Below are 13,986 nucleotides of genomic sequence, written 5' to 3' on the forward strand. Positions count from 1 at the left end.
CGGGTAACCGATAAGGCTCCTTTCTGCTTATTTCCCCGCTATATCTGATCCCCGCATTCGCTGCTCAGCGGTTTTGATTCTGCTGGTGACAGGTTGATGTCCGTACGCTTTTGCCAAGCCGAACAACGGCATGTTATGGTAAAAAGCCTCATAGCGCCCTTTTGGAACTGTATACGTTTCATGATAGATGCCAACGGCTCCTGATGCGGCAGTTTTCTGATAAAAACGGCGCCAAGCCGCCATATGTTTATCAGCCTTTGCATATGCTGTCAAATCTTCGAAAGAACGCCAATATTGAATGAGAAAAATCGTCCTGAAATTGATGGATGATTCCGTTGCCAGAAAGCCGAGGTCTTTGTTTTGATGAAGCTCTTTTATCATAGGGGCCATGGCGGTAAAAACCGGCCACCATTTATGAACAGCATGCCACTTGTTTATTCTCATCCCGATCACAAATACAACGACTTCATCTTCAGGGGCGGCAGTAAAAGGCTTGTTGATGATCGTTTTACCCATTGGTCCCTTCCTTTCCATTCAGCCGGTTGATTGTGGCTTCACACCATTCAATTCCGGCCGAGGTGGTGCGTTTTCCATAATCCAAAGTGAAAAGCCAGTACTCTCTGTCCTTTGAATGGGAGCTGCATGAAAGAATTGACTGCTCGATTGCTTGATATGCCTCAAGCCGTTCTTCAAGCTTTCGTTGGTACTCCTTGACTTTCAAAGCGGTTTTCTCCCGCTCTTCTTCCTTGCTGAAAAACAGCTTCAGCAAAAATTCGTTTTTTTCTGAGGCGATGCCATTGATCGGTTCTTCAAGCCAGCTATGCAGCGCTTTTTGACCTTCATCGGTAATCAGGTACTCTTTTCTGTCCGGCTTTTTGTCCGAGAGCGTCGGAGATGCAGCGACCCAGCCTGCTTCTGTTAATTGGCGCAGCGCGGGATAAATTTGGCCGTAGCTGATTTTCCAAAAATGATTCAAACTTTGGTCGATCATTCGTTTCATTTCGTAACCCGTCTGGTAGCCGGCCGTAATCAATCCAAGGAGAGCGTAAGTCGTGTGATTTCTTTTTGTCATACATACCGCCTTCTGTATCTTTTTGATATATATCTTTTAGATATACTATACCAAACACGATGACTTCGTGCAATCGCTACTATTGTCGTCTCTCTTTTGGCCAGGATGAAAAGATGATAAAAAAATATTGAAAAACCGCGAAACTTTCCCCTGAATCTTTCCGTATATATAGTTAAGCAGGTTAAATAATGATTCATTGGTCTTGTAGTTGTGAAGATATGAATCACGCTGGCGTGATAATTGGATCTATCAAACTCTTATTCTCATCCAGCACTGTGATCTTGAAAGTCATGATTCAACGGAGGAGTGAACAGTTTGGCTATTTCTTTAGAGAAAGGTCAGCGGATTGATTTAACAAAAGGGAAAGCGGGGCTTTCGAAGATTTTGGTCGGTCTCGGCTGGGACCCGGTAGCATCCGGAAGCGGCGGTTTTTTTGGAAAGCTGTTTGGAGGAGGAGCCCCGAATATTGACTGTGACGCATCCGTGCTGATGCTGGAAAACGGAAGAGTCACAGAGAACAAGAACGTCATTTATTTCGGAAACTTGAAGAGCAGATGCGGCAGCATCGAACATACCGGAGATAATCTGACAGGGGAAGGCAGCGGAGATGATGAACAAATCATCGTAGATTTGCAAAAAGTTCCTTCGCATATTCATAAGCTTGTCTTTGTCGTGAATATATACGATTGCGTGAACCGAAGCCAGCATTTCGGAATGATTGAAAATGCCTTCATACGCATCGTCAATATGAACGATCGCGTGGAGATGGTCAAATACAATCTGCGGGACGATTATTCTGGACGGACAAGCCTGATCGCGGGCGAGATTTACCGTGACGGCGCCGAGTGGAAATTCACCGCTGTCGGAGAAGGCACAAACGATACGAGCATTACGGAAATCGTCAAACGCTACGCCTGACATTCATAAAAGAAATGGGGAGATAACATGGCAATTTCATTAGCGAAAGGACAAAAGATCGATTTAACAAAAACAAATCCCGGATTGTCGAAAGTCGTCGTGGGCCTTGGCTGGGACGTCAATCAATATGACGGCGGCGCTGATTTTGACCTGGATGCGAGCGTGTTTCTGCTCAATGCAGAAGGCAAATGCGCTTCTGAAAAGGACTTTATTTTCTATAATCAGACCGAAGGCGCAGGCGGAGCTGTCATACATACAGGCGATAATCGAACAGGTGAAGGCGAAGGAGACGATGAGCAGGTAAAAATCAATTTGAATGCAGTGCCTGCCGACATTCAAAAGATTTCTTTTGTGATTACGATTCATGAAGCGGAAGCGCGCCGCCAAAACTTTGGACAGGTGTCAAATGCTTATGTTCGCGTGATCAATGAAGACTCGAATGAAGAGTTAATCCGCTATGATCTGGGTGAAGATTTCTCGATTGAAACAGCGCTGATCACGGGAGAGCTGTACCGTCACGGAGAAGAATGGAAATTCTCAGCGATCGGCTCAGGCTATCAAGGCGGACTGGCGAGGATCGCCACCGATTTCGGCCTGCAGGTCGGCTGATTTTGACGATCCGGACAGCAGTCGCCGCCCTGGCGTCCGTTTGTCCGGTCCCTGACATTTCTTAAAGGAGGTCCTATCGATGGCGATTCAATTATCTAAAGGGCAAAGGATCGATTTAACGAAAACGAACCCCGGTTTGACGAAAGCGCTGATCGGTTTAGGCTGGGATACAAACAAATATACTGGCGGCGCCGATTTTGATTTGGATGCGTCGGCTTTTCTTGTCGATCAGAACGATCGTTGCATCAATGAACGCGACTTCGTCTTTTACAACAACCTCGAGCATCCGAGCGGCGCCGTGATTCATACGGGTGACAACCGGACAGGAGAAGGTGAAGGCGATGACGAGCAAATCATCGTCGATTTCTCAAAAATACCCGACCATGTTGAAAAGATCGGCATCACGGTGACGATTCACGAGGCGGAAAGCCGCAGCCAAAACTTTGGACAAGTCTCAAATGCGTTTGTCCGGCTCGTTGATGAATCAACAAATGAGGAGCTGCTTCGCTTTGACTTGGGAGAGGATTTTTCGATTGAGACAGCGGTGGTTGTTTGCGAATTGTACCGTCATGGAGCCGATTGGAAATTCAATGCGATCGGCAGCGGATTTTCCGGCGGATTGGCATCGCTTTGCCGCAACTACGGCCTGCAAGTCTAGTTTTGCCGGCTGAATCACGTTTGCGTGGTTCAGTCTTGCTTTTTCATCATTAGGAGGTAACCAAAGTGGATTTATTTCATCATATTATGTCAGTTTACGCCTCATTTTTCGATTGGGAAATGTGGGTGGAAGTATTAACGGACCCCGTTTCCTGGGGGCTGATCGGCTCGCTGGTCGTGCTGGAAGGGCTTTTATCGGCGGATAACGCTCTCGTTCTCGCCGTCATGGTAAAGCACCTACCGGAAAAACAGCGCAAAAAAGCGTTGACGTACGGTTTAATCGGAGCCTACTTCTTTAGGTTTCTATTCATTGGACTTGGTATGATCCTGATTAAATTCTGGTGGATCAAACTGCTCGGAGCCGCATATCTGGCATGGCTCGTCATCAAGCACTTCTTCATCGGTGAGGGCGATGATGAATCAAACGCCATCAAAAAAGACAGCTGGATGGTACGCGTTTTCGGGGTCTTCTGGGCGACTGTCATTTCGGTAGAACTCATGGACCTCGCATTTTCGGTGGACAGCATCCTGGCGGCATTTGCCGTATCTGAAAAGGTATGGGTGCTTCTGATCGGCGGCATGCTCGGCATCTTAATGATGAGAACCGTTGCGAAATTCTTCCTGACGCTGATTGACAAAGTGCCTGAACTTGAAGCAACGGCCTTTGTTTTAATCGGGATCATCGCACTGAAAATGGCTGCGAGTGTATGGCATATTGAAATGCCGCACAGCGTCTTCTTTATCATTCTGATTATCGCTTTTGCCGTGACATTCATCATTCACTATATGAACAAGCAAAAAGCTGTGAAAGAGCAAACGGCGGCGTCAAAGGAAGAATAACAAACTGCAAAACATAAAGGGGGGAGTATATCTGCTCCGCCCTTTTTTACATCAAAGGGGTGTATGATTCTTATTCAAAGAAGGTGACCCATATGCAATACTTTGATTTTTTATCCGCCTCTCAAAAAGAAGATGTCTTTTTCAAACTGCCGGGTTCGGTTACTAAAGACTCTCCGAAGCACATTCTGGAGCATGCGCTTGGAGCTGCGCTTTATGTTCCGGGGAACCGAAAAGATATAGCAGATGTCATGATCAATAACAAGTATCCTGAGCTGTGCTCGGTCGTTTTTTGCCTTGAAGATTCGATCGGCGATTGTGAGGTTCTCCAGGCTGAAAACAATCTTGTCAGTCAGGCCGACATGATTTACCAGGCGCAAAAACTGCAGAACATCAGCGGCGATGTGCTGCCGCTGATGTTTATCCGGGTGCGGGAACCTGAGCAAATGCTCGAATTGGGCAACAAGCTCGGCCGCGCGCTTCACTTGTTTACCGGATTCGTATTTCCGAAGTTTTCGATGCTGAATGCGGAGCACTATCTTGATACTTTAACGAAATTGTCGCAAGAATCCGGCATTGTGCTGTACGGAATGCCGATCTTTGAGACACCCGACCTGCTGGCAATGGAAACGAGGGCAAAGGCGCTTCAAGAATTAAAATCAACGCTGGGCTTTTATCAAGATATCGTTCTGAATATTAGGATTGGCGCGACTGATTTGTGCGGTCTGTATGGGATAAGAAGAAAACCGGAAACGCCGATTTATGACGTTTTGGTCATCTCTGATTTCATCAAAGATATCGTCAATTATTTCGGCTTGCAATTTGTGATTTCGGGGCCTGTCTGGGAGTACTTTGAAGATGCTTCGCGAACAGTTCAGACTTTTGGGCCGAATTGGGCTGATGCGGGGGAATCTTCGCTTGTGGTCAATCGGTATATAGACGGATTGATCAATGAAACGCTTCTTGATCTGGCCAACGGCATTCACGGCAAGAGCGTGATTCATCCGTCACAAATAAAAGCGGTCCAAAGCCTGCACGTTATATCAATGGAAGATTATCTGGATGCCCTGAGCATCGTCGAAAGTGCCGACGGCACCCGAGGCGTTGTGAAAAGCTCTTTTTCAAATAAAATGATCGAAATCAAGCCGTACCTCAGCTGGGCCAAAAAAATATTATTAAAGGCTGAAATCTACGGTGTATATCATGAAAACCGCAGCTATACAGACATACTTAGAGCGTCCAAACCGCTTTCAAATCTTGGATCGTTCGGAAGTTAGGCCGGGCCGGGTGTTGAGAAATGGGCAAAGCGCCTTTGCTGTATAAATGCCGCACCATCTCTCCGGTCTCAAAAATAAGAGCCGTAGACGGCAATCATATATTGTGAATATTCTCAGGAGAAAACAAATGAATGTTTAGGATGAACAGCCATGATGAAAATAGTCGATCTCACGAGCAGCGAGATTCTCAGTTCCCAGCAGGCTTGTGAAGAGTGGGGGATTGATTCGTCTACGCTCCGAAAGAGAGCGCATGATTTTCCTGCAGGAACAATCCGAAAGTTCGGGACAACCTATGCCGTAACAAGAGCGGGCATGTGTGCCGTATTTGGACGGAAAAGTGACACTGACTCAGAAGAAAGGGGAGACGGCTGAGCGCTATGAATCAAGAGATTAATATTCAAAACGCCCTGGTCAATGATGATGAATGGAAGCAGATCATCAAGAAGCCGCTGCCGGAGAGAACCCCGTATGAAAAAAACGGACATCTGATGATAAGCCGTCTGGCGGGACGGATTCTCGGAACGCCGCACGATGAAACGGATTACTACATATATCTCCATGAGCTGTATGAGTCCGGTGATGTGCATGTGTTAAGCGAGACGCTTGATAAGACCATTTCTCCGGAAAGGTTTCAGGCCATACAGCGCATCCATATGGTCAATCAGAGAGAAAAAGGGCTTTCCGTCAATCGGTTTGCCGCTTTTCTCGACGGGGAGCAGCTCATTCCTAAGCACCCTGACGCCGCGATGCACCGCCATTTAAGGAAGGCGCTTATCGAAGTGCTGCAGATGTTTCAGTCCTTTCATGAAAAAGGATTGAACGATCCGGAGTTTCGCCGGGTCCTCCTCGACCTTGTCAAATGGATGGGCAATCATTTGGAGAAGTGGCTGAAAGAAGCCGACTGCGAAAATGCGATGCCGAAAGTGGTTTGGTATGGGGACACCACAAAGAGCCAACGGTATTTTTTATACTATTTGATGCTTGTCGGATGTGATGTGCTGCTGTTTCATCCGGAGGGAAAAGACGAATTTCGCCAGCTTGATCCTGAGCAAAAGCTTTCTTTTGTTTTCACATACCCGGGCACGTCTGCATTAGAGCCGTTCCCGACTGAAAAGCCTCAGCGAAAATCAACGGTGGCGTACCGTTCCGCGAAGGAGCTGGATACTGTTCTGCACAATGAGGATTCGCTCATGTACAAACCTTGGCAGTTCAGGGAGCATACCCCGGTCTCCGTGACTTTGAAGACCACGTATGATGAACTGTTTTTAATTGCGAAGGAACGCGCCTTTATCAGACCCGATTTTCAAGCGTCTCAATCAACGGTCAACATTCCGAACTTATTCGCGATGGTCATGGGCGTCTCCAGCAATGAAAAAGAGTATTGGGACCGTCTGCAGACGCTGACGGAGTATAAGGAGTCGCATACGATCCGGCGCTTCCCGTTTACAAAGGAAGAGACGTCCAATTATCAATTCCATTACAGCCATGCGCTTGATCAAACGGGGGCGATCGATCCGGGCCGATTAATGGAGAGCAATATATGGCGCTACAAGCATTTGCCTGAGGGAGTGCAGCGCGGCATTGCCCAAGCGGTTTCCAGGCTGTGCAAAAGCCCGAAGATGCTGGCCTTGAACAATGAAAAATCAGCCGATGTGCAGCTGTATTTGTTTACCCAGGCGGTACAGCTTCCGGCAGCGCTTTTGAATATGATTCAGACATTTGACTATTCACAGACAGTGCCGAAGCTGATCTTGTACCACACTGAACAGACGGGAACACTCACCCGTTCAGACGCGGCCGCCTTGCTTTTGTTAAATGAAATCGGCATCGATATCATCATCTATAATCCGCCGGGCTATAAGTGTATTGACCGCTATATCGATGGACAGCATTTCGATACTCATTGGCTTGATGACATGTCCTTCAACCAGGAATTTAAAGAGCCGTCAATCGTCCGGAAGTTCATCAATAAAATCTTTTAAGGAGGGAGCCACTCTGATGGCAAATCCAAATGAAACAAGCATCGTCAATATCAGCAAAGAGGAAGAGATCACGATTGAAAAAGCGGAAGACATCCGTGCCAAACTCCGCCGGGAGCCCGATGTGCAAGCTCTGACACGGCAAATTGACGTAAAAAACCAAGTGGAGCTTTTAGAATTCGGAAAAGAGCCCGCTCTTGAAATATCCAAGTTCTCAGACCGTATTCTCTCTATGATGAGAACAAACAGTGTGACAGATTCAGGTGCGATGTTGACGCAGCTCGGTAAAATCATGGACCGCTTTGACAAGAATGACTTTGAAGAACAGAAAGGCCTGCTTTCCAAGTTATTTAAGCGCGGCAACAGCATGATCGAGAAAATATTTAAAAAATATCAAACGCTCGGCGGTGAAATCGAAAAAATCAACGTCGAAATTTCGAAATATAAAGATGAAATGACAAAATCGACCGTGACGCTTGATGAAATGTATGAAAGCAACCTCAATTACTATGTGGAGCTGGAGAAATACGTCGTAGCCGGCCAGATGAAAATAGAAGAATTGCAGCAGCTCATCCCTGAATATGAAGCGAAAGCGGCCAGCGGTAACCAAATGGCACAGATGGAGCTTGATACGCTTCGAAATGGTATTCAAGCGCTGGAAGAACGGGTGTATGACCTCGATATGGCGCGGATGGTTGCGATTCAAACCGCGCCGCAAATCCGTCTGCTCCAGCGCGGAAACACAAAGCTGATCGGAAAAATCAACTCGGCATTCATCATTACGATTCCGATTTTCAAAAACGGCATCATCCAGGCGGTGACCGCCAAGCGCCAAAAGCTTGTCGCCGATTCAATGAGCGAACTCGACCGCCGCACCAACGAAATGCTGAAGCGAAACGCGGAAAATATTTCGAGCCAGTCCGTTGAAATCGCGAGAATGTCCGGAAGGCCGAGCATCGATATTGAAACGATCGAACAGTCTTGGAATACGATTGTCAAAGGCATGCAGGAGACGAAGCAGATTGAAGATGAGAACAAACGCCTGCGCGAAGAAGGGGCAAAACGCATATTGGAACTTCAGGACAATATGAAAAAAGCCGCTTTAAACGGTTAAAAAGGATAGTGAAGAAGCCGTCCGCCGGATGATCTGGCGACGGCTTCAAATATACAAAAAATCACCGCCATGATAGGCGGTTTTTTATGTTATGCTAGAGAAAGAGAATCGCATGGTAAAAAATATATAAACATGAAGGGGATGGAAGTATATGGCCGCTTTATGGCTGGCATTCGGCGGCGGTTTCCTGTCGTTTATTTCTCCGTGCTGCCTGCCTTTGTATCCATCATTTATTTCCTACATCACCGGGATTTCGGTCAGCGATTTGAAAGACCGAGATGCAAAGCGCATCAAACAATCGGTGATGATTCACGCGGCTGCTTTTTTGGTCGGCTTTTCTGTAATTTTTTACATATTGGGTTTCTCCGCCAGCTCGTTTGGCCTGCTGTTTTTGCAATACCATAACTTGATCCGCATGCTGGGTGGAATATTTGTCGTCGTCATGGGCCTGTTCCTCCTCGGCGTTTTCCGGCCGGCTTTCATGATGAAGGAGCGGCGCCTTTCGTTTAGAAGAGGGAAAATAGGCTTGTTGAATTCAATGCTTGTCGGAATGGTTTTTGCGGCGGGCTGGACGCCGTGCATCGGGCCTATATTCGGAACGATCGCATATGCAAATTTTCAGAACCCTGATTTTGGGAGCGCATTCATGATGATCACCGCATATTCTCTAGGTTTTGCCATTCCTTTTTTGCTCATGGCGTTTTTTATCGGAAACATCAGGCCGCTTATGAAATATTCGAATATGCTCATGAAAATCGGCGGCGCGCTGATGATCGTCATCGGCATCCTGCTTTATACGGACAACATGATATGGATGAATATCTGGTATTCGAATTTGACGAATCTCTTTTGAAAAGCTTCCCGCGCCGCATTATGCGAGTAAGATTGTGAAAAACAGCAAAATCGCGGAGGATATCATGTGCTTGTTTGATCACTCATTTAAGGGACATGAGGATTTAGCCAATCGATTTTGGAAGGTTCGCAAATCTGAAGAGCCAAACGGGCTTTACCCGCTCGATAGCGGGATGCTGGAATTCGCGAAAAAAGTGCTTGAATCTTCATTTCAACAATCGGGAGGATCAGGGTGATATACGCTGCTTCTATTCACACGAGCATCCAATCGTCACGGTCCTGGCAGGAATAGAAAACCGCCCGAAAAGAATCGAGCGGCTCCCTTTATATTCGAATTGATTTCTCCTCGGTTTTCCACTGTTTTTTCCATCCGGCCTGAGCAAGCAAAAGCAGTCCGAGTGCCAAAAATGCGATAACGGTAAAGGTGAGGAATCCGCTTGAATACGTACCCGTGATTTGCTTCAGCGTTCCGAGAATATTCGGGAGGAAGAATCCGCCGATTCCCCCCGCAGCGCCCACGACTCCCGTCACCATCCCGATCTCTTGCTGAAATCGCTGCGGTACAAGCTGGAATATCGCGCCGTTCCCCATCCCGAGGCAGCCCATGCCGATAAATAATGCGGCTGTGACAACGCCAAGAGATGGGAGCATACTGACTGAGAACATGCACAGAGCCACCCCGATAAAGAGGAATTGCAGCAGACGCACGCCGCCGATTTTATCGGCAATCAACCCGCCGACAGGGCGGAGGCAGCTTCCCGATGCAACGACGAGCGTGACAAATTCGCCGGCCCTTACCGCCGGAACGGCATACTGGGATGCAAAAAAGTAGCTTAAAAAGTTGGACAAGCCGACAAAACCTCCGAATGTTACGCTGTAGAGAAGGCAAAAATACCAAGTGTCCCTTTCTTTGAAAACAGCAAAATAGTCTTTGAGCGGTTTAGGCGCCGGCTGATTCGGAGGTTCTTTTGCCATAAGGAAATAGCTGAATAACACGAGTATCAGAGGAATCAGCGCCAATCCCATGACGCCGTTCCAGCCCACTTGCTCCGCCAGGCGAGGGCCGAATAGTGTAGCGAGCAGTGTTCCGCTGTTTCCCGCTCCGGCGATCCCCATGGCAAGGCCTTGCAAGTGCGGCGGATACCAGCGGCTCGCCATTGGCAGGGATGCGGAAAAGCTTGCGCCTGCCACACCGAGTAAAATTCCGATGATATACAGCTCGGCGACCGATGAACCGAACTGCCACCCCCATATCAGCGGAATCATCGTCACCAGCATTCCGCCAATAGCCGTTTTTTTCGGTCCGAAACGGTCGGTTAAAATGCCGAGCACAATCCGGAAAAACGATCCGGCCAAAGTAGGTATGGCGACAATCAATCCGACCTGTGATGGAGATAAATCAAAATCAGCCGTCATATAAACACCAAGCGCCCCCAGCAACACCCAAATCATAAAGCTGACATCGAAATATAAAAAAGATGACAACAAGGAAGGCGCGTGTCCGCTCTTCCTCAAATCCGCCAATTTCAATTGCAACACTCCCCATCCGATAGATTCTAGAATTTATCATGACAAAATAGAATAGGGTTGGCAGTATTTTTGTCAGCTTTACTAACAAACTAAAAGATTGAATATTTAAAATGTTAATTTGGACGGCATTATACCCGGCGATGATTGAATGTTGCTGAAGATTTGAGGTGTTATGACTGTTGAAAAGGGGAAACTTAGATTGGAATGGGCCTGATGCACTTGCAGATAAAGCAGTCTTTTGCAGCACGTTTACCAATTTTTCTTTAGCTGTAAGGCATATTTTTACCAAAAAATGTACAAATTTAAGGAAGAAGTATGTAGAGACACAAAATAGACATAAATAAAAATGTATATCACTTGAAAAAGTATGTGAAGTATTGCACAATATGAATGTGAAGAATTTCACAAACAGCTTAGATTTTAAAACAAACGGCAAAGGAATGATGAGTCATGAGAAACCAAAAAGTAAACCGTACAGTTTTGATCGGTGCGGGTTTTGTTGGAAGCAGTTATGCATTTACGTTAATTAACCAAGGTATCACAGACGAACTTGTGATCATTGATTTAAATAAAGACAAAGCAATGGGCGATGTCATGGATTTAAACCACGGTAAAGCATTTGCCCCACATCCTGTGAAAACATGGTACGGCACATATGAGGACTGCAAAGACGCCGACATTGTCTGCGTATGCGCCGGAGCAAACCAAAAGCCGGGTGAAACCCGTCTGGATCTTGTCGAAAAAAACCTGAGAATTTTCAAAGGAATTATCGGAGAAGTCATGGCCAGCGGTTTTGACGGCATCTTCCTTGTCGCTACAAACCCGGTCGACATCTTGACTTACGCGACTTGGAAATTCAGCGGACTTCCGAAAGAACGCGTGATCGGAAGCGGTACAACACTTGATACAGCCCGTTTCCGTTACTTGCTCAGCGAGTATTTCGGTGTCGCTGCCCACAATGCGCACGGCTACATCATTGGTGAACATGGAGATACGGAGCTGCCTGTCTGGAGCCACGCGAATATCGGCGGAGTTCCCGTCAGCGACTTGCTGAAAAGAAATGAGAAATACAAAGCAGAAGATCTTGATCAACTGTTTGACAATGTCAAAAACGCCGCTTACCACATTATCGAGAAAAAAGGTGCGACATACTACGGAGTTGCCATGAGCCTCGCGCGTATCACGAAAGCGATTTACCGCAATGAAGAAGCGATTTTAACCGTGAGCGCACATCTTGAAGGCGAATTTGGGGAAAATGATGTTTATATCGGAGTTCCGGCGGTTGTCGGCCGATGCGGAGCGAGGGAAATTGTTGAGCTCGACCTGAATGAAAAGGAAAAACAGCAATTCAAGCATAGCGCAGGTGTGTTAAAAGCAATTTTAAAACCGCATTTTGAACTGCAGGCATAACTGAACATCATGAAGATACTAACACCATGAAGATTGCGAGATGATGAAAATGTGGCAGCAGATATACGATCCGTTTGGGAATCTGTTTATCAGCGCTTTTGCCGCCATTCTGCCGATTCTTTTCTTTCTCCTTGCATTGACCGTGCTGAAGATGAAAGGAATCATCGCGTCATTTTTGACGCTGGCGGTCAGCTTTATTGTAGCGGTTTTCTTTTTTCACATGCCGGCTGCGAAAGCTGTCTCAGCCGTTTTACTTGGAATTGCAAACGGTCTTTGGCCGATCGGATATATTGTCCTGATGGCTGTATGGCTTTACAAAATTTCTGTCAAAACCGGAAAGTTTAAAGTGATCAGAGCGAGCATTGCCGGGATTTCGTCTGACCAGCGGCTTCAGTTATTGCTGATCGGGTTCAGTTTTAACGCCTTTTTGGAAGGCGCGGCAGGCTTCGGCGTGCCGATTGCGATCAGCGCCGTTCTTCTTGTCGAGCTTGGTTTTAAACCTTTAAAAGCGGCATCTCTATGTTTAATTGCGAATGCTGCATCCGGGGCCTTTGGAGCGATCGGAATTCCGGTAATTACAGGAGCACAGATGGGAGGCTTGACACCGGTTGAGCTTTCCAGAACGCTCGCTTTGATGCTGCCGTTCATCACTTTCTTTGTCCCGTTCCTGCTCGTTTTCATACTGGACGGGTTTAAAGGAATAAGGGAAACGCTGCCGGCTCTCCTTGTATTAAGCGGAAGCTATACGGCGGTGCAGACTTTAACGATGATTGGATTGGGGCCGGAACTTGCGGACATTTTGGCCGCTTTAATCAGTATGGGAGCGCTGGCGCTGTTTTTGAAAAAGTGGCAGCCGCGTCACATATACAGAGAAACCGGGAATGAACATGAACCCGCTGAAAAATATCATGCAGCAGACATTATGAAAGCCTGGTCTCCGTTTTATATCTTGACCGCTGTCATTGCGGTGTGGAGCCTGCCCGGTTTTAAAGGACTTTTTCAGGAAGGCGGATGGCTGAAACAATCGACGATTTTATTCAACATGCCTTTTCTTCACCGGGAAGTGCTGAAAACGCCGCCAATAGCTCCGGAACCGGCACCGCTTGATGCCGTGATGAAGCTTGACTTCATTTCAGCGACGGGTACGGCGATACTGATCGCCGTGATCTTCACGATTGTGCTGAGCCGAAACATCAGTTTCCGCGGAGGACTTTCCAGCCTGAAAGAGACGGTCAAGGAACTGTGGCTTCCTGTTCTGACCATTTGCTTTGTGATGGGTTTTGCAAACCTGGCCAATTATGCCGGATTGAGTTCAACCATCGGACTGGCGCTTGCCAAAGCAGGGGATATTTTTCCGTTCGTCAGTCCCGTATTGGGCTGGATCGGCGTGTTTATCACAGGTTCAGTCGTCAGCAACAATGCATTATTCGGCCACCTGCAAGCTGTCACCGGAGCGCAAATCGGGACAAGCTCAGCGTTGCTGCTTGCCGCCAATACCGCGGGAGGCGTGATGGCCAAGCTGATCTCACCGCAGTCGATTGCGATTGCAACAGCCGCGGTCCAAGAGACAGGGCAGGAATCAAAGCTTTTCAGCCAAACCGTTAAATATAGCTTGATCCTGCTTTTCATCATTTGCATTTGGACATTTGCACTTTCAAAGCTTGGCATATAAAGAAGAGCCTTTTCCCGCAATGGGAAAAGGCTTTTTAATCTGTTTGTTCTATCATGTCC

At 47.1% G+C, this 13,986-nt stretch carries 15 protein-coding genes; 12 read left to right on the top strand and 3 right to left on the bottom strand.

Translation table 11 applies throughout. The annotated features are described in order from the left end of the window. Window positions 1-27: 27 nt before the first annotated feature. Window positions 28-516 carry a DUF4188 domain-containing protein gene (locus tag M1D59_RS01810; RefSeq protein WP_023857802.1) on the bottom strand — a complete coding sequence of 163 codons (489 nt, stop codon included), beginning with the start codon at window positions 514-516 and terminating at the stop codon, window positions 28-30. After that, window positions 509-1,072, bottom strand: a complete 564-nt coding sequence (locus M1D59_RS01815) for a PadR family transcriptional regulator (protein ID WP_025810795.1) — start codon at window positions 1,070-1,072, stop codon at window positions 509-511. The genes M1D59_RS01810 and M1D59_RS01815 overlap by 8 nt, the downstream gene beginning before the upstream one ends. 315 nt (window positions 1,073-1,387) lie before the next feature. Between M1D59_RS01815 and M1D59_RS01820 the strand changes: the two genes are divergently transcribed. The 10 genes from M1D59_RS01820 to M1D59_RS01865 all read left to right on the top strand — a co-directional run bounded on the left by M1D59_RS01820 (window position 1,388) and on the right by M1D59_RS01865 (window position 9,551). Beyond that, a complete protein-coding gene (locus tag M1D59_RS01820; protein ID WP_245117802.1) occupies window positions 1,388-1,990 on the top strand; it encodes a TerD family protein in 603 nt (200 codons plus the stop codon). 27 nt (window positions 1,991-2,017) lie between these two features. Next, a complete protein-coding gene (locus M1D59_RS01825) occupies window positions 2,018-2,599 on the top strand; it encodes a TerD family protein (protein WP_020450064.1) in 582 nt (193 codons plus the stop codon). A 79-nt stretch (window positions 2,600-2,678) separates the two neighbouring features. Beyond that, window positions 2,679-3,257 carry a TerD family protein gene (locus tag M1D59_RS01830; RefSeq protein WP_020450065.1) on the top strand — a complete coding sequence of 193 codons (579 nt, stop codon included), beginning with the start codon at window positions 2,679-2,681 and terminating at the stop codon, window positions 3,255-3,257. 65 nt (window positions 3,258-3,322) lie between these two features. Continuing rightward, a complete protein-coding gene (locus M1D59_RS01835) occupies window positions 3,323-4,096 on the top strand; it encodes a TerC family protein (protein WP_020450066.1) in 774 nt (257 codons plus the stop codon). Window positions 4,097-4,188: 92 nt separating this feature from the next. Beyond that, entirely contained in the window at window positions 4,189-5,370 is a 1,182-nt protein-coding gene (locus M1D59_RS01840; RefSeq protein ID WP_195536994.1) for an HpcH/HpaI aldolase/citrate lyase family protein, read from the top strand. A gap of 150 nt (window positions 5,371-5,520) precedes the next feature. Continuing rightward, on the top strand, window positions 5,521-5,742 hold the full coding sequence (locus M1D59_RS01845) for a helix-turn-helix domain-containing protein (protein WP_003178729.1): 222 nt from the start codon (window positions 5,521-5,523) through the stop codon (window positions 5,740-5,742). A gap of 5 nt (window positions 5,743-5,747) precedes the next feature. Beyond that, on the top strand, window positions 5,748-7,352 hold the full coding sequence (locus M1D59_RS01850; protein WP_212110308.1) for a YceG family protein: 1,605 nt from the start codon (window positions 5,748-5,750) through the stop codon (window positions 7,350-7,352). A 16-nt stretch (window positions 7,353-7,368) separates the two neighbouring features. Then, complete coding sequence (locus M1D59_RS01855) at window positions 7,369-8,463, top strand: toxic anion resistance protein (protein WP_020450069.1); 1,095 nt, start codon at window positions 7,369-7,371, stop codon at window positions 8,461-8,463. 151 nt (window positions 8,464-8,614) lie between these two features. After that, window positions 8,615-9,316 carry a cytochrome c biogenesis CcdA family protein gene (locus tag M1D59_RS01860; protein WP_026580495.1) on the top strand — a complete coding sequence of 234 codons (702 nt, stop codon included), beginning with the start codon at window positions 8,615-8,617 and terminating at the stop codon, window positions 9,314-9,316. A gap of 64 nt (window positions 9,317-9,380) precedes the next feature. Next, entirely contained in the window at window positions 9,381-9,551 is a 171-nt protein-coding gene (locus tag M1D59_RS01865; RefSeq protein ID WP_020450071.1) for a hypothetical protein, read from the top strand. A gap of 88 nt (window positions 9,552-9,639) precedes the next feature. Here the strand turns inward: M1D59_RS01865 and M1D59_RS01870 are convergent, their stop codons facing one another. Continuing rightward, window positions 9,640-10,845: a nitrate/nitrite transporter gene (locus M1D59_RS01870; protein ID WP_079289461.1), complete on the bottom strand. Its 1,206-nt coding sequence runs from the start codon at window positions 10,843-10,845 to the stop codon at window positions 9,640-9,642. 450 nt (window positions 10,846-11,295) lie between these two features. On the opposite strand from M1D59_RS01870, the gene M1D59_RS01875 reads away from it, so the two are divergent. Then, window positions 11,296-12,255, top strand: a complete 960-nt coding sequence (locus tag M1D59_RS01875; RefSeq protein WP_095292831.1) for an L-lactate dehydrogenase — start codon at window positions 11,296-11,298, stop codon at window positions 12,253-12,255. 49 nt (window positions 12,256-12,304) lie between these two features. Further along, entirely contained in the window at window positions 12,305-13,927 is a 1,623-nt protein-coding gene (locus M1D59_RS01880; protein ID WP_025810793.1) for an L-lactate permease, read from the top strand. Window positions 13,928-13,986: the final 59 nt, after the last annotated feature.

Source organism: Bacillus sp. PK6-026 (genome assembly GCF_054161455.1).

Coding starts and splice junctions, on each gene's coding strand:
- M1D59_RS01810 (WP_023857802.1), bottom strand. CDS start 516: ATGGGTAAAACGATCATCAACAAGCCTTTTACTGCCGCCCCTGAAGAT.
- M1D59_RS01815 (WP_025810795.1), bottom strand. CDS start 1,072: ATGACAAAAAGAAATCACACGACTTACGCTCTCCTTGGATTGATTACG.
- M1D59_RS01825 (WP_020450064.1), top strand. CDS start 2,018: ATGGCAATTTCATTAGCGAAAGGACAAAAGATCGATTTAACAAAAACA.
- M1D59_RS01830 (WP_020450065.1), top strand. CDS start 2,679: ATGGCGATTCAATTATCTAAAGGGCAAAGGATCGATTTAACGAAAACG.
- M1D59_RS01840 (WP_195536994.1), top strand. CDS start 4,189: ATGCAATACTTTGATTTTTTATCCGCCTCTCAAAAAGAAGATGTCTTT.
- M1D59_RS01845 (WP_003178729.1), top strand. CDS start 5,521: ATGATGAAAATAGTCGATCTCACGAGCAGCGAGATTCTCAGTTCCCAG.
- M1D59_RS01850 (WP_212110308.1), top strand. CDS start 5,748: ATGAATCAAGAGATTAATATTCAAAACGCCCTGGTCAATGATGATGAA.
- M1D59_RS01855 (WP_020450069.1), top strand. CDS start 7,369: ATGGCAAATCCAAATGAAACAAGCATCGTCAATATCAGCAAAGAGGAA.
- M1D59_RS01860 (WP_026580495.1), top strand. CDS start 8,615: ATGGCCGCTTTATGGCTGGCATTCGGCGGCGGTTTCCTGTCGTTTATT.
- M1D59_RS01865 (WP_020450071.1), top strand. CDS start 9,381: ATGTGCTTGTTTGATCACTCATTTAAGGGACATGAGGATTTAGCCAAT.
- M1D59_RS01875 (WP_095292831.1), top strand. CDS start 11,296: ATGAGAAACCAAAAAGTAAACCGTACAGTTTTGATCGGTGCGGGTTTT.
- M1D59_RS01880 (WP_025810793.1), top strand. CDS start 12,305: ATGTGGCAGCAGATATACGATCCGTTTGGGAATCTGTTTATCAGCGCT.